Annotated in this window: 21 protein-coding genes and 1 tRNA gene; 9 read left to right on the top strand and 13 right to left on the bottom strand. The window is 61.9% G+C overall.

Annotated elements, in window-relative coordinates:
* Positions 1–7: 7 nt before the first annotated feature.
* A complete protein-coding gene (pstS, locus tag NKJ17_RS05080) occupies positions 8–1,066 on the bottom strand; it encodes a phosphate ABC transporter substrate-binding protein PstS (RefSeq protein ID WP_352687314.1) in 1,059 nt (352 codons plus the stop codon).
* A gap of 653 nt (positions 1,067–1,719) precedes the next feature.
* On the opposite strand from pstS, the gene NKJ17_RS05075 reads away from it, so the two are divergent.
* Positions 1,720–2,073, top strand: coding sequence for a hypothetical protein (locus NKJ17_RS05075; RefSeq protein ID WP_254816568.1), 354 nt, complete (start codon positions 1,720–1,722; stop codon positions 2,071–2,073).
* Positions 2,074–2,157: 84 nt separating this feature from the next.
* On the opposite strand, the gene NKJ17_RS05070 is transcribed toward NKJ17_RS05075, so the two are convergent.
* Positions 2,158–3,129 carry a DUF2865 domain-containing protein gene (locus NKJ17_RS05070; protein WP_352687312.1) on the bottom strand — a complete coding sequence of 324 codons (972 nt, stop codon included), beginning with the start codon at positions 3,127–3,129 and terminating at the stop codon, positions 2,158–2,160.
* A gap of 326 nt (positions 3,130–3,455) precedes the next feature.
* Between NKJ17_RS05070 and NKJ17_RS05065 the strand changes: the two genes are divergently transcribed.
* Positions 3,456–3,671, top strand: a complete 216-nt coding sequence (locus NKJ17_RS05065; RefSeq protein WP_254816566.1) for a hypothetical protein — start codon at positions 3,456–3,458, stop codon at positions 3,669–3,671.
* Positions 3,672–3,705: 34 nt separating this feature from the next.
* Here NKJ17_RS05065 and tolA read toward each other — a convergent pair whose 3' ends face one another.
* The 4 genes from tolA to NKJ17_RS05045 all read right to left on the bottom strand — a co-directional run bounded on the left by tolA (position 3,706) and on the right by NKJ17_RS05045 (position 6,800).
* The gene (tolA, locus tag NKJ17_RS05060) at positions 3,706–4,110 is read right to left on the bottom strand and encodes a cell envelope integrity protein TolA (protein ID WP_254816565.1); all 405 of its coding nucleotides are present in this window, start codon (positions 4,108–4,110) and stop codon (positions 3,706–3,708) included.
* A 359-nt stretch (positions 4,111–4,469) separates the two neighbouring features.
* Positions 4,470–5,333 (bottom strand): glutathione S-transferase family protein, encoded by an 864-nt coding sequence (locus NKJ17_RS05055; RefSeq protein ID WP_352687310.1) that lies wholly within the window; start codon positions 5,331–5,333, stop codon positions 4,470–4,472.
* Positions 5,334–5,360: 27 nt separating this feature from the next.
* On the bottom strand, positions 5,361–5,942 hold the full coding sequence (locus NKJ17_RS05050; protein ID WP_352687308.1) for a VOC family protein: 582 nt from the start codon (positions 5,940–5,942) through the stop codon (positions 5,361–5,363).
* A gap of 417 nt (positions 5,943–6,359) precedes the next feature.
* Entirely contained in the window at positions 6,360–6,800 is a 441-nt protein-coding gene (locus NKJ17_RS05045; protein WP_352687306.1) for an SRPBCC family protein, read from the bottom strand.
* Between the two features lie 114 nt (positions 6,801–6,914).
* On the opposite strand from NKJ17_RS05045, the gene NKJ17_RS05040 reads away from it, so the two are divergent.
* Complete coding sequence (locus tag NKJ17_RS05040; protein ID WP_352687303.1) at positions 6,915–7,982, top strand: adenylate/guanylate cyclase domain-containing protein; 1,068 nt, start codon at positions 6,915–6,917, stop codon at positions 7,980–7,982.
* 512 nt (positions 7,983–8,494) lie between these two features.
* Here NKJ17_RS05040 and NKJ17_RS05035 read toward each other — a convergent pair.
* From NKJ17_RS05035 to NKJ17_RS05025, 3 genes are all read right to left on the bottom strand, one after another.
* Positions 8,495–8,569, bottom strand: a tRNA-Glu gene (locus NKJ17_RS05035).
* A 90-nt stretch (positions 8,570–8,659) separates the two neighbouring features.
* Positions 8,660–9,067, bottom strand: coding sequence for a VOC family protein (locus NKJ17_RS05030; protein WP_352505017.1), 408 nt, complete (start codon positions 9,065–9,067; stop codon positions 8,660–8,662).
* Positions 9,064–9,447, bottom strand: coding sequence for a fimbrial protein (locus NKJ17_RS05025; RefSeq protein ID WP_352505016.1), 384 nt, complete (start codon positions 9,445–9,447; stop codon positions 9,064–9,066). The genes NKJ17_RS05030 and NKJ17_RS05025 overlap by 4 nt, the downstream gene beginning before the upstream one ends.
* Positions 9,448–9,473: 26 nt before the next feature.
* Between NKJ17_RS05025 and NKJ17_RS05020 the strand changes: the two genes are divergently transcribed.
* The 3 genes from NKJ17_RS05020 (at position 9,474) to NKJ17_RS05010 (ending at position 12,483) form a co-directional block, all read left to right on the top strand.
* Positions 9,474–10,514 carry an RluA family pseudouridine synthase gene (locus NKJ17_RS05020; RefSeq protein ID WP_352505015.1) on the top strand — a complete coding sequence of 347 codons (1,041 nt, stop codon included), beginning with the start codon at positions 9,474–9,476 and terminating at the stop codon, positions 10,512–10,514.
* A 187-nt stretch (positions 10,515–10,701) separates the two neighbouring features.
* Complete coding sequence (gene rpoH / locus NKJ17_RS05015) at positions 10,702–11,613, top strand: RNA polymerase sigma factor RpoH (RefSeq protein WP_023678514.1); 912 nt, start codon at positions 10,702–10,704, stop codon at positions 11,611–11,613.
* Between the two features lie 354 nt (positions 11,614–11,967).
* Entirely contained in the window at positions 11,968–12,483 is a 516-nt protein-coding gene (locus NKJ17_RS05010; protein WP_352687298.1) for a hypothetical protein, read from the top strand.
* Between the two features lie 200 nt (positions 12,484–12,683).
* Here NKJ17_RS05010 and NKJ17_RS05005 read toward each other — a convergent pair whose 3' ends face one another.
* The 4 genes from NKJ17_RS05005 to NKJ17_RS04990 form a co-directional block, all read right to left on the bottom strand.
* The gene (locus NKJ17_RS05005) at positions 12,684–13,556 is read right to left on the bottom strand and encodes an MBL fold metallo-hydrolase (protein ID WP_352505013.1); all 873 of its coding nucleotides are present in this window, start codon (positions 13,554–13,556) and stop codon (positions 12,684–12,686) included.
* Between the two features lie 151 nt (positions 13,557–13,707).
* Positions 13,708–14,367 carry a peroxiredoxin gene (locus NKJ17_RS05000; RefSeq protein WP_352476179.1) on the bottom strand — a complete coding sequence of 220 codons (660 nt, stop codon included), beginning with the start codon at positions 14,365–14,367 and terminating at the stop codon, positions 13,708–13,710.
* Between the two features lie 287 nt (positions 14,368–14,654).
* The gene (locus NKJ17_RS04995; RefSeq protein WP_254816554.1) at positions 14,655–15,020 is read right to left on the bottom strand and encodes a cell division protein ZapA; all 366 of its coding nucleotides are present in this window, start codon (positions 15,018–15,020) and stop codon (positions 14,655–14,657) included.
* Between the two features lie 4 nt (positions 15,021–15,024).
* Positions 15,025–15,297 (bottom strand): DUF4164 domain-containing protein, encoded by a 273-nt coding sequence (locus tag NKJ17_RS04990; RefSeq protein WP_006200774.1) that lies wholly within the window; start codon positions 15,295–15,297, stop codon positions 15,025–15,027.
* A 260-nt stretch (positions 15,298–15,557) separates the two neighbouring features.
* On the opposite strand from NKJ17_RS04990, the gene tkt reads away from it, so the two are divergent.
* From tkt to NKJ17_RS04975, 3 genes are all read left to right on the top strand, one after another.
* A complete protein-coding gene (gene tkt / locus NKJ17_RS04985; protein ID WP_352687295.1) occupies positions 15,558–17,549 on the top strand; it encodes a transketolase in 1,992 nt (663 codons plus the stop codon).
* Between the two features lie 157 nt (positions 17,550–17,706).
* Positions 17,707–18,717 (top strand): type I glyceraldehyde-3-phosphate dehydrogenase, encoded by a 1,011-nt coding sequence (gene gap / locus NKJ17_RS04980; RefSeq protein ID WP_352505011.1) that lies wholly within the window; start codon positions 17,707–17,709, stop codon positions 18,715–18,717.
* A gap of 218 nt (positions 18,718–18,935) precedes the next feature.
* On the top strand, positions 18,936–20,825 hold the full coding sequence (locus NKJ17_RS04975) for a potassium/proton antiporter (RefSeq protein WP_352505010.1): 1,890 nt from the start codon (positions 18,936–18,938) through the stop codon (positions 20,823–20,825).
* Positions 20,826–20,937 lie beyond the last annotated feature (112 nt).

The raw sequence follows: 20,937 nt of genomic DNA, 5'->3' as shown, positions 1-20,937 counted from the left end.
GAGGAGATTACATAGCCGAGTAGAGCGGCTTGCCATCATCGCCGACGACTTCCTTGGCCCACATGGCCTTGACGCTCTCAACCACCTTGTCGGGCATCGGAACGTAGTCCAGCTCGCCGGCCATCTCGTCGCCCTTGTCATACGCCCAGGCGAAGAATTTGAGCGCTTCGGCGGTGGCCGCCGCGTCGTCCGGCTTCTTATACAGGAGGATCCACGTCGCCGCCGTCATCGGCCAGGACTCGGCGCCCGGCTCATTGGCGAGGATCACCCCATAGCCCGGCTGCGAGCTCCAGTCGGCATTGGCCGCTGCCGCCGAGAACGCGGCTGCGGTGGGCTCGACCTTCTTGCCGTCCTTGTTGATCATGTCGGTGTGGGTGAGCTTGTTCTGCTTGGCGTAGGCGTATTCGACATAACCGATCGCGCCGCCGGTCTGGGAGACGTTGTTGGCAACGCCCTCATTGCCTTTGGCGCCGATGCCGACCGGCCATTCCACGGCCTTGTCGACGCCGACCTTTTCTTTCCAGTCCGCGCTGACGTCGCCGAGGTAGTATGTGAAGTTGAACGTCGTGCCCGAACCATCGGAACGGTGAACGACCGCGATCGCCTGCGAAGGCAGCTTGACGTCGGGATTGAGCTTCTTGATCGCCTCGTCATCCCAGCTCGTGATCTTGCCGAGGAAGATGTCGGCCAGCGTCGGGCCGTCGAGAACCAACTCGCCCGGCTTGAGGCCTTCGAGGTTGACGACCGGAACGATGCCGCCCATCACCATCGGGAACTGAGCCAGTCCGGACGCTTCAAGCTCGTCGCCCTTGAGCGGCGCATCCGAAGCGCCGAAGGTAACGGTCTTGGCCTTGATCTGCTTGATGCCGCCGCCGGAACCGATCGACTGGTAGTTGAGGCCAACGCCGGTGTCTTTCTTGTAGGTGTCGGCCCACTTCGCATAGATCGGGTAGGGGAAGGTGGCGCCGGCGCCGGAGATGTCCGCGGCGAGCGCGGCGGACAGGGTGAGGGTGGTCGTCGCCGCCATTGCAATCGCAACGGCCGCCGAGCGGATGAAATGTCTCATGTGGCCTGCTCCTGTTCGGAATATGGTCTCTCGGCGCCATTCCTCCGGCGCCCGCTGAGGCCAATAGCCCCCGATTATTACAGTCGCATGACAGTTTCATGTCGCTCCGGTAACGTCGTCCAGCCGGGTTAAGAAGGAGCGGCCGCGGGCTTTGTCGGCATGGGCCGCGGTTTGCCGCTGGAATCAGCAGCTTGCGTGATTTCCGGCCGGCATCGTCGGCTCGGCGATCGCAGCCACCGGCTTTAAAAGAAAAAAACCGGACGGGAGCGCGTTGCATGCAGCCAGAACGTGTCATGGCCGCGCCATCGCCGAAACAGGTCCGTTGGGGTAAATCTGACCCTGTTTCTTGCCGGCGGTCGCTGCTCCCGCCCGTAACTGGAGGAGCGGAACTTCGAACATCCCATTGTCGCCACTGAGCGCGGCTTTGGTATGGTGCGATCGCACCATGGCCTTACGCTGGAAGCGTTGACGAATCGCAAGTTTCTAACTCGCGCTGGATCCCCATTCGCGCCCGACTCGGCGCTCGATCTTCGAGCAAGGCCTTCGACGGGAAGCGCGACGACTTCTACTTCACGGTATCTACTCCCTTCGCCCTATTCCGCCGGTTGTCGGTTAGGCCGAAGCGGCGTTATAAGCTTGCAGGGGTATTGCTGATGTCTCGACGGATTCTGCCTGTCTTCCTGTGCCTGGCGCTGCCTCTGGGAAGCGGCTGCGCTCGCAGCTATGACGGCACCGTGATCATTCCCAAGCCGCTCGATGTTCGCCGGTTCTGGGACCGGCCTTCGCCGCAGGCGCAAGCCGAACAGTCGCAACTGGAGACCGACGTCTTTCCAGTGGCGCCGCAAACGACGAAAAGGCCGGCGATGCGCAGGAATGCAGCTTCCGTTGCAGCGCCACGGAGGAGGGCCACCAACAACCCACCCGTGCTGTCGCCGGAGCCGACGAAGGCGCTAACTTGCAGGAACGTCAGCGAGCCCGGCAAACGTGCCCGCATGGTCTGCGAATAACCAGCCGACGTCGGTCGACGGCCCTACGCCTCGAAGCGGCTATCCGGTCAAAAGTTCGCCGTCTCGGAACATCGCCCGCCTGAATCAGTCCGCCGGGAAAAAGGCCGGCCCGACCACTCTCACCGGCCGCGCGCCGATCGCCGTTTCGATCGGCTGATGCTGGGCGGCGCCTTGCACCTCGGCAACAGGCGTTTTTGCCTCTGCGGGAACGGCACCGGCGGTTTCGATCCCGGATTCAGGAATTTCCGCGACGATGCCAAAATCCGGCTTTGCCGTCGGCAAGGGAATGATGGCGTTGGTCATGTTGGCCGGTGTCACGGTTCGTGCCCTGAGTTCGGCGACGCGCCGATAATAGCGCTTGACGTCGCAGGCCTTGAAGTTCGCGTCGTCGCGGTACCGGAACGCGGCAGGTAGCTCCACATAGGGTTTTCCCGACTGGAGCGCGACCATCTCTTCAGTCTCGCGAGTGGCGTCGCTCAGCGTGTAGAGGTCGACGCCGGCATCGTCGCAGATATAGCGGCACTGATCGACCGTTTCCTTCAGATCGTCGCTCTTGGCGAACTGCGATTTTGGCGCGGGGAAGAAATATCCGTCCGACAAGCGAACGCAAAACAGCATCCGATTGCCGCCCATTATTGTGCCTGCGAACTGGGGTTTGGGTGCTGTGCGCTGCTGCGCCGGCTGTTTCTTGGCAGCGGGGGCGGCGCAGCCCAGCGCGACAAACCTGGCCTTCAATCCGGACGTGTCCCTGCCCGAATTCGACAGTCTGGCGATCTGGCGTTGCACCTCCGCCTTGCTGGCGACCAGGTCGGCGCAGGGGTTGAAGAAGAAGCCGGCCGTTTTTGCCGTGCATCGGCGTTGTCTCTCCAGCTTTTGAAGCGCGGCGAGTTGCCGGCGCAGTCGGGCAAGCTCGGGGCTGGTCCCGCCGCTGCGCCCCGCCGAAAACAATTGGCTCCTGATAGCACCGCAGCTATCCGCGTAGGAGAAGGATGTCCCGAGCGCAATGGCTATTGCCGACACCAGCATCAGAATCGTGAGGAACCAGAAGCGTGTCATTGGAACGACCATTGTCCTTGTTGCACCGAGAACAGGATTTCTTTGTCGACTATGGATAAGTGCTGGCTAAATCAGTTATACCTAATTGAAGTAGACCACAACACCATCGGAGACTTCAGTTCTAGTGTAGTAAATCCACTCGCGTGAATTCAATATTACATTTTTATTTCAAGATTGAGACGAACCGGCAGCAACGACGCCCGCCACGGCGAAATTTGAAGCGCGCGGCTGGTTCCGCACCGCGATCAATCCGGCGTTGCCGGCCGGCCGTTGCTGAAACCTTAGCCCCAGGTTCGGCGTTGAGCGGCCAAAGGAGGAGACCGAAGATGTCGATCCACTTCACTGTCGCGGGGCTGACCAGGAATCTGTTCCATTCACTTGGGCTGGACCATGAACGCGCACCAAGGCCACTCGATCACGAGCAGAGGCTTTTGCTGGAGTGCTATCTCGCCGGCCAGATTCCGGAATCGGCCTGGAGCGACTATGTCTTCGAGATGCCGGAACTGGCGCGACATGTCGAGGCCAGACGAAGCCGCCACTAGATCCCGAAAAGTGGAATCCGGTTTTTGGAAAAGATCAAGGCGAAGCCTTCACTCGCGGTGCAGCCTGTTCTTGTTTGGGCGAGTTGAATTGCAGAGTGAACACCTTGCCCGGGATGCCTTGAGCCAGCGCCGGTGAAAAGCTCAACGGCAGGCAATGGTCCACGGCCGCGACCGCCGCGTCGACAAAAGCTTGGCGCGCCTTCTCCTCGCCGGCGACGCGGATGGCGGTCGGCTTGGGCCGGCCGATCAGCGTGCCATCGCGCCTGAAGCTGAAGCTCAGGGTGACGGTGGAATTCCCGGCATTCGCCGGAGGGGTCCAGCACGCCTGGATGGCAGCCCCGACCTCGGGCATGGTGTTGAGCGTCGCTGCATTCGATTGACCGGTTGCGCCCACCAGCATGGCGCCTGCAATCACGATCATTCCAGCAATGCTTTTCATGGCAGGGCCTCTGTCCTTGAACCGCCCTCGAGGACGGGACGAACTTCGATGGTAGGGCCGACGGCGGCGATGACAAGATGGCGGCGACGCGTTTCATCAGCCATGCAGGCGTCGTGAAACGCCGTCTGGCGCAACTTCGGCAGGGGCTGAAATAAGCAAAAGGCCGGCGCGCAGCCGACCTTTGCTTCCCATCCGCGCCAGTACATCCGTGGTCGCGGGCTGGAGGTGGATTCAGTAGAAAGGGTTTAGGTTAACGAAACCTTAAGCTCCCCACATCGTGCAAACAGGGGAGATTAAAAAAATCCCCAATTCATTACCGGCTCCTGCAGACGTGCGGACGACCGCTATTGGCATGTGCCTCAGGCGTTGGCCTGCGACCTCACATAGGCGATATAGCCGCGCACGTCGCCGGCCGGCTCGGCATAGGCCTTGCCGAGCTTCTTCTCGATCGCCGCCATATAGTCTTTTGCCCATTGGGGCAACGCATAGTCGATGACGGCGAGGAACTCGAGCGTCGCCGCCAGACGGATGTCGGCGATCGACGGGTCCTTGCCGCCGATGAACGGCTTGCCGTTCCTGAAGAAGGAGTGAAACACCTCCAGCGGCTCGGCTATCGCTTCTATAGCGGCCTTCTGGGCTTCCGACTTCTTGTCGGGATGAGCGTCGCTGTGCCCGACCTCGCCGGCATATTGCGGGAAATTCAGTGCAGGATAGGTGGCGCGCGCCACATAGGGGTAGAGCGTCCCGATCAGGTAGAACATGGCACTGTCGATCATTGCCCGCTTGGCCGGCGCCTTGGGATATAGTTTCTCCAGGCCGTGCTTGTTGGCGAGGTACTGCATGATGGCGCAGCTTTCCCACAAGACACCTCTCGGCAGGCCCTTGTCCTCGATCATCGGCGTCAAATGGGCCGGGTTTCGCGCCATGTATTCGGGCGAGCGCGTGAGGCCCCATACGTCGGTCTCGGAATGGTCGAGCCCGGCGGCGCGTGCAAACACCCGAACGCTCATATTGTTGACGCTCGGCTTCAGCATGCTGAGCGTGAGCGCCGGCTTTTTCGCCGGTTTCGCCTTGGCCTTCGCGGTCTTTTTGGTGGAGACTTTCGTCGCCGGCTTTGCCACTTTCGCCGCTGACTTGGCGGCGGCTTTGGCCGCCGGCTTCGCTCCTGGCCTGGCTGCCTTGGCCGCGGGCTTCTTTGCACTCATGGTTGCTGTCTTTGCCATTATATCCTCCCTTTGTTCGGCGTGCCGTCAGTACGGATTTTTCGGTGCGCGATCCTCCGACAAGGTCGTGCGCGAACGCTCGACCAGCGCCTGGATCGCATCGGCAAGGTGCACTTCGGCGATGTTGTAGTCGCCGCGCGCGACACGCAGCTTGTGCGCCTGCATCAGCACGTCGGCATGGCTGAAGCCGGCCGGCGGCTCGAAGCGGTAGGAGGCGAGCTCGATCAGCAGGCCGAGCGGATCCTCGAAATAGATCGAGTCCATGAAGCCGCGATCCTTGACGCCACTGTGCTTGATGCCGCGCTCGTCGAGCCGGGCGACCGCCTGCAGGAAGGTGACGCGCGACACCGCAAACGCGATGTGATGCACGCAGCCCGTATCGGTCGGCGTGCGCCGTTTCTCCGGCGTGCGGCTCTCGTCGGTGAAGACGGTGATCAGCCGGCCATCGCCCGGATCGAAATAGAGATGGCTTTCGGTGGCTTTGTCGAGGTTGGGCTGCTCGAAGATGAAAGGCATGCCGAGCACGCCCTCCCAGAAATCGATCGAGGTCTGACGCCCGGCGCCGACCAGCGTGATGTGATGAACGCCTTGTGACTGCAGCTTCTGCATCTGACTCCTCCCGGCCACGCCGTCTTGCCGCCGAACGGAAGTTCGGATGCCCAGTCGCGCTTGGATCGGCGCCCGGCATGTGACCGCGCCCGGCCTCGCGCGCCTGCGCTCCGCATTCCGCATCCTGCAGGAGTTCGGCCGGAGCTTTGATGAACGGATGCTAATTCAATCCGAGGCGTTGCGCCAGAAGCGCTGAGTTTTAAGAACTCCACGCAGGCGCCAAGAGCAGCACCGGGATCGCGGACGCCTTCGCCGAGCTCGCTGAAACGATCCGTCGCCGGCAGCTGTAATGGTGCGGCGGCCCGCAGGTCGCTGGGTTTCCCGAGCGGCCGGTTTGGCGACTGCAGGTCAAAGGGGCCTCGTTGACGCATGCCGCGCCTGGTTCGGATTACGGGCATCCGCGGCCCTTAGATGAAATCACATATTCTTCATCGGCACGTCGGGGCCGACATGTCCCCCATCGGCAGTGATCTTCAGCCTTGAGAGGTAGTGCTCCCATCCCCTTCGGTGGCTGTCACGCTCCTTTGCGTTCGGCAGTCCACTGTGCGTGAAGCGGATCAGTGTCCCCGCATCCCTCGCGATCAGGTCGATCTCGACATGACTGGAGCCGGGCGGCACGGTCTCGTTGTCTTCCCAGCCAAAACTGTAGGCAAGACGGTGGACCGGGATCACCTCGGTGAACTCACCGCGCGCCATATGGCGACCACCGACATTGACGAGGAACAGACCGCCCGGCGTTGCATCCAAATTCGCTTCGGTCCCGATCCATCGCACGATCTGGTCCGGATCCGTCAAAAGCGCGAACACGGTCGCTTGTGGCGCGGCGACCTCAATCTCTGTGTAAACCGATTCCGCCATAGCTCACTCCAGGTCACATCCGCATCGAATACCGTGCTATTTAAGCGAATATGGGGAGTTGCAAGAAGATGTTCGAGGCGTAAGCATAAGCCGGTGCCGAGTGACCTTCTACCGATGCTTCTCGCAAAGTCGCTTTCATTCCTTCTGGACGACGCCGCGCATATTGGCGACGGTGGGCGACTTCTATTGCAGCTCTCAACGCATTTGATGGAAGACGGCTTGCCGATCATCGCCGGCGCGCTGGCGCAGGATGCTCCCGACCCAATCATTTCACGCCGTATCTGGCTCTGGCGAGCGCCTGGGGGTGAAGTGGTCGAGGCTTTGGGAATAGGCGCCGACCGTCAGAATGCCGATCCCCGGCTCGTGCTGCGGGAGTGGCTTGGCACGACGCGGGCGATCATGTTCGACGAGCGAGCGGGCGGTGTCGCACCGACTTTGGTGTGGGCCTTCGATCATACTCCGGATGAGGCGCAGTCAGAGCTGCTGCGGCAAATCTCCCGGTTTGCTGCGGCTCCGATGACCGCACTCGCAGAACGGTCCGCGAAACGCGCATTGCTCGAAGCATATTTGGGAAAGCGCAGTGCAGCACATGTGCTCAACGGTCATTCGCGTCGAGTAAAGGGAGAGACGATACGGGCTGCGCTTCTGTGCGCGGACCTTCGAGGTTTCACCGATCTATCCGAGGTTCATGATGCAGACGAGATCGTATTGGTACTTGATGCCTGGTTCGATTGCGTCGCCGGCGCGGTGCACGCATTTGGTGGTGAGGTTCTCAAGTTTATAGGTGATGGCGTCCTCGCGATTTTCCCGATTGGCGAGCGCGATGCAAATGCCGCATGTGACGCTGCGGTCCGAGCCGTGAAGGCTACGCGCGCCGGGATAGATCATCTCAACCAAACTCGGCGCCGCAATGGCGGCCCTGAGCTCGGATATGGCATTGGCCTGCATGTCGGCGAGATACTCTGGGGGAATATCGGCACTGCCGGCAGGTTGGACTTCACCGCGATCGGCAAGGCTGTAAATCTTGTCAGCCGCATCGAAGGGTTGTGCAAGCCGTTGGGACGGACGGTGCTCGCGTCGACAGTGTTCGAAGCAGAAACTACCGAGCCGATGATCGCCATGGGCAGTCATCCGCTCGGAGGAATAGCAGGCGCGCACACACTTTTCGGCTTGCCGGAATAGATCGAATGGTTGAGCGCGCCGTGGATGTGTCGTTCGCAGCACATCTTGGTATCGTGCGAAACCATGAGAGAAGTTCGAACGGCAAAGAAACTACGATACTGCAACTGGAGTATGGCGCGTTTAGAGCCCAGCCATGCGCGTCGCGCGCAGCTTCGCTGGCCGGTGCTAAGGGCCGAGTATTCCCGGCATCCACCCTTCAAGGGAGAGGCGCCTTCGCCGAGCTCGCCAAAACGATCCGCCGCCGGCCGCTGTAGCTCAGGTCGGCTCCAGGCAGTGCCGACCAGCGTGATGGACGCCTGGCGATTGTAGTTTCTATATCTGGCTCCTCCCCGCGTGGCATCGACTGCCCTGTTCAGCGCGACGTTCTGCGCGCCGCTAATTCTGTGCCGCAAGACCCATGATGCAATACTAATGCAATCGGCTCCGCTGCGTCAGAAGCGGCAATGAGCCAAATCCGCCGCGACCTAAGGCGATGGATCGGATTGATGGTTTGCCGAGAGCTTGGAGAGACTTGGTACGCCCAAGGGGAATCGAACCCCTGTTCCCGCCGTGAGAGGGCGGTGTCCTGACCGCTAGACGATGGGCGCGTTCAAGAACCGGCGATATAGGCTGACGGCTGGGAAAAAGCAACTAGGCTCAGGGCCACTGCTCGCACAGACGAAAAATCCGCTGCAAGCCTATCGTTTTGGCTCGATCAGGTCCCAGAGATTTCCATAAAGGTCGGCGAAGACCGCGACCGTGCCATAAGCCTCATGGCGTGGCGCTTCGCGGAACTCGACGCCTTTTTCGAGCATCAGCGTATGGTCGCGGGCAAAATCGTCGGTTTCGAGGAACAAAAAGACCCGCCCGCCGGTCTGGTTACCGACGGCGTGCCTTTGCGCATCGCCGGATGCTTCGGCGAGAAGCAGCCGCGCGCCCTGCCCTTTGCCCGGCGTGATCGTGACCCAGCGTTTGCCGCCGCCGAGATCGATATCTTCGGTGAGCACAAAACCCAGCCGGTCGACATACCAGGAAATCGCCTCGTCATAATTTGCGACGACAAGCGCGACCGTGGCAATGCTGCGGTGTTCGGCAAAACCGGTCATTTGTTCCTGATCGAAAAACGGCCGACGATGCGGCGCTCGGTAATGTCATAGACGAAGATGGCGCGGCTGCCGTCGGGCAGCTCGGCGTCGATCGAAAGGTGATTGCCGGAGAGCGATTGGCTGACCACCCTGGCGCCGACCGGCAGCACGATGTCGCCGTTGACCGGCTCGCCTGCCGGCACCTGGAAGTCACTGGTCAACGGCGGGGCGGCAGGCGGCGCGTTGCGCGCTTTGTAGACAAGTGCTGCTATCACCACCATAAGGGCGAGGAACAGCAGGCCGAGATTGATGGCGACGAAGCGAACGAGCTTCGTCCGCACCTTTTCGACCTCGGGGTCGAGTGGCTTTTCCTCGTCTTCGTCGGCAAGCGGCCGGGCCATGGCAGCAGATTCCGGAACTGTTTTCGATGAGCGCTCATAACGAAGAGGTCAGACAATTAATAGGGGCCGGACCGATCGTGCTGGAGGCGGGCGCCGATGCCGCCGGCCAGCGGCTCGACCAATGGCTGGCGGCCAGGCTCGGCCCCGACATGTCGCGCAGCCGGGTGCAGATGCTGATAAAGCAAGGCGCGGTCAGGATCGGCGGAAGGCAGGTCGAAGAGACGAAGCGCAAGATGGCACAAGGTGACAGCGTGTCGGTCGACATGCCGGAGCCTGAACCGGCGGCGCCGCAAGGCGAAGATATTGCGCTGGACGTCCTCTACGAGGACAACGCGCTAATCGTCATCAACAAGCCGGCCGGGCTGGTCGTACATCCCGGCGCCGGCAACTGGACCGGTACGCTGGTCAACGCGCTGATCCATCATTGCGGCGACAGCCTGTCCGGCATCGGCGGCGTGAGACGGCCGGGCATCGTCCACCGCCTCGACAAGGAGACCAGCGGCGTCATGGTCGTCGCCAAGACCGACCGCGCCCACAAGGCGTTGTCGGAGGCCTTTGCCGACCACGGCCTGACCGGCGATCTCGAGCGCGCCTATCTGGCGTTGGTCTGGGGCATACCGGCAAGGCCGACCGGGACGGTCGACGCGCCGCTCGGCCGCGCCGCCGACCGGGTACGCCGTGCCGTGGTGCCGCAAGGCCGCGACGATGCGCGCCATGCCATAACGCATTTCACCGTCGTCGAGCGCTTTGGCGAGCAGCAGCAGGAATTCGCCACGGCGAGCCTAGTCGAATGCCGGCTGGAAACCGGTCGCACTCACCAGATACGCGTCCACATGGCCCATATCGGCCATCCGGTGATTGGCGACCCCGAATACGGCCAGGCTTTCCGCACCAAGGCCAATCGGTTGCCCGAGCCGCTAAAGAGCAAGGTAAAGGCGTTTCCGCGACAAGCTTTGCACGCCCGCCTCCTTGCATTTCGCCATCCCGATACCCATCTAACGATGAGGTTCGAAGCACCGATACCGTGGGACATGGAGGAACTCGTCGACGGCTTCCGCAAGCTCTGAACCAACCACCTGAAAACCTGACCGGCGTTGTTCACTTCAGCGTGACACACTGTTTCGTGTTGAACAAATGCCTGTCTTTCTGGTTTTGTTCCTATATATGTCGGTTGGCGCGAATGTGCCTTTGGCATTCGTGCCACATGCCCGCCGCGTTTCGGGGGCATCACTCCAATAGAGAGGGGGCGCTATCATGGCCCAGTCATTACCCAGTATCGTTTCCGGCGAAGGCGGTCTCAGCCGCTACCTGGAAGAAATCCGCCGCTTTCCGATGCTTCAGCCGCAGGAAGAGTACATGCTCGCCAAGCGCTACGCCGAGCATGAGGACACCACGGCTGCGCACAAGCTCGTCACCAGCCACCTTCGGCTCGTCGCCAAGATCGCCATGGGCTATCGCGGCTACGGCCTGCCGATCGGCGAAGTGATCTCGGAAGGCAATGTCGGCCTGATGCAGGCCGTCAAGAAATTCGAACCGGAGCGCGGCTTCCGTCTCGCCACCTATGCGATGTGGTGGATCAAGGCCTCGATCCAGGAATACATCCTGCGCTCGTGGAGCCTGGTCAAGATGGGCACCACCGCCAACCAGAAGCGCCTGTTCTTCAACCTGCGCAAGGTGAAGGGCAAGATCCAGGCGCTCGATGAAGGCGATTTGAAGCCCGACCAGATCACCGAGATTGCCACCCGGCTGAACGTCTCGGAAGCGGAAGTCGTGTCGATGAACCGCCGTCTGTCGGGCGACGCCTCGCTCAATGCGCCCATCCGGGCCAGTGAAGGCGAGTCCGGCGAATGGCAGGACTGGCTGGTCGACGACCACGAAAGCCAGGAAGAGATGCTGATCGAGCAGGACGAGCTGGAAAACCGGCGCGGCATGCTGTCCGGCGCTCTTGCCGTGCTCAACGACCGCGAACGTCGCATCTTCGAGGCGCGCCGCCTCGCCGATGAGCCGTTGACGCTGGAAGAGCTGTCGGCCGAGTTCGATATCAGCCGCGAGCGGGTGCGGCAGATCGAGGTGCGTGCCTTCGAGAAGGTGCAGGACGCGGTCAAGGCCGCGGCCAAGCGCCAGACGCAGGCGTTGCGCACGATTGAGGCGCAGCCGGCGGCATAAGGCCTCCAAGAGAACCAAAAAAACGGCGGCGTCAGGTAACTGGCGCCGCCGTTTTTTCCAAAGCGGCGTCGCGTTCGACCGGCGGCGCCTTCGCGGATGTCCGATCCGCCGCCGTAACTGCCGTAGCCTCGCCATGGCGTCCGCAGACGATCGCATTGATAACGGCATTACCGCAATTTTCCCCAAGCCCTGAAAACCGTAACGCTGCAAGCTGTGGCGTCGATATTCCGGCGCCGACCGGCGCATTCCACAACCCGGCGCTCGCAGCAAGTGGCGCGATAACGGGCCGCTGATAACGGGCCGCTCGGGCTGCCTCAGCCAGTTGGAGCTCGTCTGTTGGAAACGAAAGGCAGTATGACGATGACGATTTCCCCGTTTCTGACCGCTCTTGGATCCGAAGGCCCCCCAGCCGATCGGGCGAAAGACATGGCCCTCTATGGGTGGCTAATTGGAAGCTGGGAAATGGACTCGGTCCACTACCTCGACGACGGCACAATCCAGAAATGGGATGGCGAATGCCATTTTGGCTGGGTGCTCGAAGGCCGCGCGATTCAGGACGTTTGGATCAGGCCCAGGCGCCCTGCGCCGTCCACGATGTACGGCACGACCCTGCGCATCTTCGACCCTGGGATCGATGGCTGGCACATCATATGGAACGACCCGCTCAACCGGGATCACTCGCGCCAGATCGGCCGAGCCGAGGGTAAGGACATTGTCCAGCTCGGCGATGACTCGCGCGGTCTGAAAACTCGTTGGCGTTTCACAGAGATCACTGCCAACAACTTCCATTGGATCGGCGAGGAAAGATCTTCCGAGGGCGACCCTTGGCAAAGCACGTATGAACATTTAGCCCGCCGAACAAAACCCTGACGCTGAGTAAACACCTAGCTGGCGTTCTGCGCCGCTCCTCATCCGGCTGCCGCCACCGTCTTCCCGCATGGACCTATCGGATTCAAACATCGCAAAAATCGAATCAGGATCAATAACGATCAATAACTTGGATGACCGTCGCAGAACGATGAGGGCGGCGCCAAGTTTGGATGGCACTGTAGTGCCAGCGACCCATCTCCTCACAGGCAATCGAGCGGAAACTTCAGATAGCGCCGCCCGTTGGATTCCGGTTCCGGCAGGCGTCCGCCGTTCATGTTCACCTGCAGCGCGTGCAGGATCAGCCGCGGCATCGGCAACGTCCTGTCGCGGGCTTGGCGGAGCGCGACGAAGTCGGCTTCCGTCTTGCCGCCGGCAACATGGATGTTGCCGGCTTTCTGCTCCGCGACCGTGCTTTCCCAGCGCGCTTCACGACCGCCCGGCTGGTAGTCGTGACCGACGAACAGACGTGTCTCGTCCGGCAGCGCCAGGATGTCCTCGATCGAACGCCAGAGCCGCTCGGCACTGCCGCCCGGAAAGTCTGTCCTGGCGGTGCCGCTGTCCGGCATGAACAACGTGTCGTGGATGAAGGCGGCGTCGCCAATGACGTAAGTGATCGAGGCCAGTGTGTGGCCCGGCGAGAACAGCACTCTCGCCGGAAGGCCGCCGACCGAAAAAGTTGCGCCATCGGCGAATAGCCTATCCCATTGCGAACCGTCGGCGGAGAATTCCGGCCAGTTGTAGATCACCTTCCACAATTTCTGGACGTCGATGATCCTTTCGCCGATTGCCGTCGGCGCTCCGGTTCTCCCCCTCAAATAATGGGCGGCGGAGAAATGATCGGCATGCGGATGCGTGTCGAGGATCCACTCGACCTCCAGCCCGCTTTCCCTGACGAAGTCGAGCAGGGCGTCGGCGTTCTTCGTTGCCGTTGCACCGGCCCTTTCGTCGAAGTCGAGCACCGGATCGATGATGGCGCATTTGCGGGTCGCCATGTCGGCGACCACATACTGGACGGACCCGCTCGGCTCGTCATAGAAGCCGGTGACCTGCGACCTGGCCGATAATGCGTCCAATCCCAGCCTCCTTCGCCCCTCACCACGGCAGGAAGGATTTTCTCTGCCACGGCAAATGAAAGGCATGGTTGTCCGTCAACCAAGCGCCGTCAAGCACCTCATGCTCATAGGGTCAGGAAAACCGAAAATTCTCCGTGCCGCCCCTGCCTGCTCAGGCGGAAGGCTGCTTGGTCTTCCTGAGATATGGCAGGATCGTCTCGTAGGCACCGAAGCGCTTGATGGCATCCTCATTGGAGACGGCAGCGGTGATGATGACGTCCTCGCCCTGCTTCCAGTTCGCCGGCGTCGCCACCTGGTGTTTGGCGGTCAGCTGCATGGAATCGATGGCGCGCAGGATTTCGTCGAAGTTGCGGCCCGTCGTCATCGGATAGGTGAGAACCAGCTTGATCTTCTTGTCGGGCCCGATGACGTAGACCGAACGCACCGTGGCATTGTCCGCCGGCGTGCGGCCTTCCGAGCTCTCGCCGGCACCCGCCGGCAGCATCTCATAAAGCTTGGCGACCTTGAGATCCTTGTCGCCGATCAGCGGGTAGTTCAGCGAATGGCCGGTCGCGGTCTTGATATCGTTCTGCCACTTTTCGTGGCTTTCGACGGGATCGACCGAGATGCCGATGATCTTGACGTTGCGCTTCCTGAACTCGCCTTCGAGCCCGGCCATCGTGCCGAGTTCGGTCGTGCAAACCGGCGTAAAGTTCTTCGGATGGCTGAACAATACCGCCCAGCCGTCGCCGATCCATTCATGGAAGCTGATCGGTCCTTGCGTGGTCTCTGCGGTGAAGTCCGGTGCGATGTCGTTGATGCGAAGGCTCATGGCGTGTCCCTACCTGTTTGGCTTGCCGCTGGCATTGAACGCCCCACCGGCGTTGCTTGCATTTCTAACACTGCGGCGTCATCCTTCAAGTGGCTGTTGACGCTAGGATAGTGGCCGGCCTCAAAAAAATTTTTGTCACTTAGGCGGGAAATACAGCAGTGATTTCCGCGCTGGCGAAAAAGCACCGGAGGTTGGTTGAACGCGCAGGCATTTCCGCCGATTGTTCGGCTCAGATGCTGCCCATTCCGCCGTTAAGTGGCGTCGGGTCGATGAGGCGACGCGACGCGCTACGCCTTGTTCACTGCCAGCGTCGTCGCCAGGTCTTCCATGCGCTGGGCCAGCGCGCCGAGCGCCCCGGTCAGCACGGAATCGTTCTTATCGGCCTTGGTCAGTGCATCGTCGCGCGTCTTGCGCAGCGTCAGCACTTCGCTTTCCATGCCCTTGACGCGCTTTTGCAGTTCCGAAAGCTCGTCCATGACCATGATGCCGGCCATCACAGTCAGCCGCTGGTCGCCGATCTCGCCAAAAGAATCCTTCAGATGCGAGACATAGCGGTCGAAGCGCTCGGCAAGATCTATCAGATGCTCTTCCTGGCCCTCGTCGCAGGCCATCCGATATTGCTTGCCGTCGATGGAAACCGTGACTTGTGCCATTAGCCTACCTGTCCAGTACCGCGCGGATGGTCTCCATGGCTGTCACCAGCCTTCGCGACACTTCTTTGTTGGCATCTTCCAGCCGTTCGGCGCGAGCTTCGGAATTGTCGAGCTCCTGCGCCAGCCGCGAGCGGTCGGCGTTCATCCGCTGCACTTCGGCCTCGGCTTCCGAATAGTCCCGCTCGTGCTCGAGCTTGGCCGCGACGGCGTTTTCCAGCCCTTCGATGGCCTTACCCAGCCTGGCAATGACTTCCTTGAGGGTCGTTTCCCCGGTCATGGCTTTCGTCCTGCGCCCTGCCCATCACCGAATCATCCACGTTCAGAACGCGTTATCCTTGAAACATTACGCGTCGTGTAAACCGCACGTCAATAAAGCTGTCGCGACTGTCCCCTGCTAACGCTAATGTAAGTCGCGCATGGCCATCACAAGACCGGCAAAAGCACACCGATTTGTTGACTAAAAGGCCGCGCCTGTTATGTGTCGCGCACCCTTTTCAAGGGCTTTCCCAAGGCCCAAACCCCCATTTTGGAGGAAGCATGACCTCGCGCGAACAACATGACCGGATGGCCAATGCGATCCGTTTTCTCGCCATGGACGCCGTCGAGAAGGCAAATTCCGGCCACCCCGGACTGCCCATGGGCTGCGCCGACATCGCCACGGTGCTGTTCACCCGCTTTCTCAAATACGATCCGAAAAACCCGCATTGGCCGGACCGCGACCGCTTTATCCTGTCGGCCGGCCACGGCTCGATGCTGCTTTACTCGCTGCTCTATCTGACCGGCTACGAAGACATCACCATCGACCAGATCAAGCAGTTCCGCCAATTGGGGTCGAGGACGGCGGGCCACCCGGAATACGGCCATGCCGCCGGCATCGAGACGACGACCGGCCCACTCGGCCAGGGCCTTGCCAATTCGGTCGGCTTCGCGCTCGGCGAGCGCATCATGAATGCCGCTTTCGGCAAAGATCTCGTCGACCACTACACCTATGTGCTGGCCGGCGACGGCTGCCTGATGGAAGGCGTATCCCAGGAAGCCATCGCGCTTGCCGGGCATCTGAAGCTGAACAAGCTGATCGTCTTCTGGGACAACAACAACATCTCGATCGATGGCCCGGTGTCGCTCGCCGATAACACCGATCAGGTCGCCCGCTTCCAGGCGTCCGGCTGGAATGCCAGCCATATCGACGGCCAGGACCCGGAAGCGATCGCCTATGCCATCGAAGCGGCCCGCCACTCCGACAAGCCGACGATGATCGCCTGCAAGACGACGATCGGCTTCGGCGCGCCGACCAAGGCCGGCACCAACAAGGCGCATGGCTCGCCGCTCGGCGCCGAGGAAATCGCTGGCGCCAGAAAATTCTTCGGCTGGGATTATCCGCCCTTCGAGGTTCCGGCCGATATCCTCGACGCATGGCGTACCGCCGGGCGGACCGGCGTCAAGGCGCGCACCGACTGGGAAAGCCGGCTTGCCAAGGCCGACGCCAAATTGCGCGCAGAGTTCGAACGCCGCATCAGTGGCACGCTGCCGGCCAACTTCGACGCCGTCATTGGCGACTACAAGAAGAAGCTCGCCGCCGACAAGCCGAAGGTCGCCACCCGTAAGTCATCGGAAATGGCGCTGGAGGTCATCAACGGCGCAGTGCCCGAAACCATCGGCGGCTCGGCCGATTTGACCGGCTCCAACAACACCAAGACCAGCCAGACCAAGAACATCACCGCCGACGATTATGGCCAGCGCTATGTCCACTACGGCATTCGTGAGCACGGCATGGCGGCAGCGCTCAACGGCCTGACATTGCATGGCGGCATTATCGCCTATGGCGGCACTTTCATGTGCTTTTCCGATTATGCCCGTCCGGCGATGCGGCTTGCTTCGCTGATGGGCATCCGCTCGATCTTCGTCATGACCCATGATTCGATCGGCCTTGGCGAAGACGGCCCGACCCATCAGCCGGTCGAGCATCTGGCAGCACTTCGCGCCATCCCGAACCACAATGTCTTCCGCCCGGCCGACGCGGTCGAAACCGCGGAATGCTGGCAGTTGGCCATTGAGTCGGAAAAGACGCCTTCGACATTGGCGCTGACCCGGCAGAACCTGCCGACGGTACGCAACGACTTCGTTGCGGAAAACCTCAGCAGCCGCGGCGCCTATGAACTTGCCGCCGCGAGCGGTGAAGCCGCGGTGACGATCTTCGCTTCCGGCTCCGAGGTCGAGATCGCGCTGGCCGCCCGCCAGGCGTTGGAAAAGCACGGCCATGCGACCCGCGTCGTCTCGGTGCCGTGCTTCGAATTGTTCGATAAGCAGAGCGCCGACTATCGCAGCAGGACGATCGGCAATGCGCCGCTCAAGATTGCCATCGAAGCCGGCATCCGCCAGGGCTGGGATCGCTTCATCGGCACCGACGGCATCTTCATCGGCATGACCGGGTTTGGCGCCTCCGGCACCATCGAACAGCTCTACCCGCATTTCGGCATCACCGCCGAAGCAACGGTGAAGGCGGCGGAAGCCCGTCTGCACGGCAAATGAAGGTGAGCCCGCCCGGCAAGGGCTGGCATAGCGGTTTTGCCGGGCGGTGGAGCATTAATCGATTTAAATCCAAGCCTCGGCGGCTGGATTCTTTGCCCGTCCGCCGTTATGAAGCTGCGGACTTGATCTTCGGCCTCCAGCTCCCAGGGAGAGAACAATGACCGTCAGAGTTGCCATCAACGGATTTGGCCGCATCGGCCGCAACATTCTGCGCGCCATCCATGAATCCGGCCGCAAGGATATCGATGTCGTCGCGGTCAACGATCTCGGCCCGGTCGAGACCAACGCGCATCTGCTGCGCTTCGACAGCGTGCATGGCCGCTTTCCGCATGAGGTGACGGTTGACGGCGACCAGATCATCGTCGGCAAGGAAAAATTCAAGGTCACCGCGATCAAGGATCCGACGCAACTGCCCTGGAAGGAGCTCGGCATCGACATCGCACTCGAATGCACCGGCATCTTCACCGCCCGCGACAAGGCCGTCGCCCATCTGACCGCCGGCGCCAAGCGCGTTCTCGTCTCCGCTCCGGCAGAGGGCGCCGACCTCACCGTCGTCTATGGCATCAACCACGACAAGCTGACCAAGGACCACATCGTCATCTCGAACGCCTCCTGCACCACCAACTGCCTGGCGCCACTGGCGGCCGTGCTGAATGAGGCGGTCGGCATCGAAACGGGCATGATGACGACGATCCATTCCTACACCGGCGACCAGCCGACGCTGGACACCATGCACAAGGACCTCTACCGCGCCCGTGCTGCCGCGCTGTCGCAGATTCCGACCTCGACCGGTGCCGCCAAGGCCATCGGCTTGGTACTGCCCGAGCTCAAGGGCAAGCTCGACGGCATCTCCATCCGTGTGCCGACGCCGAACGTTTCGCTCGTCGATTTCAAGTTTATCGCCAAGCGGCCGACCACCGTCCAGGAGATCAATGACGCGGTGATCGCTGCCTCAAATGGCAAGCTGAAGGGCATCCTCGCCGTTACCCGTCACCCCAATGTTTCGATCGACTTCAACCACGATCCGCATTCTTCGATCGTGGCGCTCGACCAGACCAAGGTCATGGACGGCAACTTCGTTTCGGTGCTGTCGTGGTACGACAATGAGTGGGGCTTCTCGAACCGCATGGGCGATACCGCCGTCGCCTTCGGCAGGACCATCGCCTGATCGCAGAACCATCTTCTCGACCTGGAAGACGCCCGGCTCAGTCCGGGCGTTTTTCGTTGCAGCACGAACCGCCAACGCACGCTCTGCTGCTCGGGGATGCCAAAACTTTCGACGATCGGCAGCGTGGGGCAAAAAGCCACGCTGCTGCCTTGCAGCGGCCATGTCTTCGCCCCACTCTCCCGTGATGCCGGAGCATATCGACTAGGGGCGACCAACGAATGGAGCATGGTATCTATCTGGTGACGCTTGTTGGAGCAGCACTTGTCGTTGCCGCCGCGTTTTCGAGCTTGATCGCCTTCCGTTTCGGCGCCCCTCTCCTGCTGCTGTTTCTCTGCATCGGCCTCGCTACCGGAACCGACGGTCTCGGCATCCACTTCGACAACGCCCGAGTTGCTTATTTTGCCGGCTCATTGGCGCTGGCGGTCATCCTTTTCGATTCCGGCTTCGGTACGCCGCTCAACGCCTTGCGGCAGGCGGCCGGGCCGGCGCTGTCGCTCGCGACATTCGGCGTCCTTTTGACCACCGGCCTGTTCGGCGCCGCCGCCTATTATCTGCTCGACCTGACCTGGCTGGAATCCTTCCTGCTCGGTGCCGCCGTCGCCTCGACCGACGCCGCGGCGGTGTTCTTCCTGCTGCGCGCCGGCGAGATCAATTTGCGCGAGCGCGTGCGGTCCACGCTCGAGGTGGAATCCGGCACCAATGACCCGATCGCCATCTTCCTGACCATCACGCTGGTCGAGGTCATCGCCGCCAACATCCACCCCGAGGCAAAGGTGCTGGTTACCGATCTTGCCGTCGGTTTCCTGGTCAACATGGGCCTCGGTGCGGTCATCGGCATTCTCGGCGGCATGGCCATTGTGCGTCTTGTCGATCGCCTCAATCTCGATCACGGCCTGCTGCCGATCTTCGTACTGACGCTGTCGCTGATGGTGTTTGCTGCCGCCGGCGCCGTCGGCGGCTCCGGCTTCCTGGCGGTCTATCTCGCAGGCCTGATTGCCGGCAATTCCGATATCCGGGCCGTCACCATCCTCAAGCGCTTCCAGGACGGCATGTCGTGGCTGGCGCAGATCATCATGTTCCTGATCCTCGGCCTGTTCGCGACGCCTTCGCAATTTCCGGCGATCCTGATGCCGGCAGTGCTGCTCGGCCTGTTCCTGATATTTGTGGCACGGCCAATCGCGGTCTGGCTGTGCCTAGTGCCGTTCCGGCTGCCACGCCCGGAAGTCGCCTTTGTCTCATGGGTTGGCCTGCGTGGCGCCGTGTCGATACTGCTTGCCATCACGCCGCTGCTCGGCGGCCTTGAGAACGGCCGCCTCATCTTCAACACCGCCTTCATCATCGTGCTGGTCTCGCTGATCATCCAGGGATGGACCGTCGGGCCGCTGGCGCGCCGCCTCGGCCTTATCGTGCCGGCCCGCCTGGGACCGCTCGACAAGGTCGAATTGGAACTGCCGGGCTCCGCCCATCATGAGCTTCTCGCCTACCGCGTGGCACCCGGCAGCCCGGTGGCGCGCGGCGAACGCATTCCGCGCTGGGCGCGGCCATCGCTTGTGTTGCGCGACGGACGCTCGATGCGCTTCCAGGATATGGGCCGGCTGGCGGCCGGTGACCACGTCTACATCTTCGTGCCGGACCGCTATCCGCGCCTGCTCGACAAGCTGTTCGCCAGCCGTGCCGTGGTCGATCCCGAGGATGCCGACTTCTTCGGCGCCTTCGCTGTCGATCCGTCACGCTCCGCCGAGGAACTGGAGACCGCCTATGCGCCGGGCCTGACCGAAGCGGAACGCAAGCTCAGCATCGGCGACCTGGTCACGACGCGGCTCGGCGGCCACGCCGAATACGCCGACCGCGTGCTGCTCGGTCCGATCGAGCTGATCGTGCGCGACGTCGACGACAAGGGCAGGATCACCGGCCTTGGCCTGTCCTTCGAGCCGACCGCGCCGGTGGCGCGCGTTCCGGTGTTCCTCAGCGCCGGCGAAATCCGCGACCGCATCGCCGCCTTCATCCGCAACCGGCGCAAGCCGGCCGAAGCGCAGGCGGTCGAGGCGGAGGCCGAGCTGGTACCGGTTCCGCAGCCCGTGGCGGAAAAGGCAACTGGCGAAGGCTGACCGCTGTCGACGCTAGCCGCGGAACCCTGCCGCCGAGGGTTGAAGAATGGCTCGGCAACTGGCGTGGCGAGCCATATGGTCCGACATCGCCGGAGTCCCGATCGGCTGCTCC

Source organism: Mesorhizobium sp. M0208 (genome assembly GCF_040322015.1).
Lineage (GTDB): Bacteria > Pseudomonadota > Alphaproteobacteria > Rhizobiales > Rhizobiaceae > Mesorhizobium.
The sequence above is the reverse complement of the archived record's forward strand: the minus strand, read 5'-3'. Positions and strand labels throughout refer to the sequence as shown.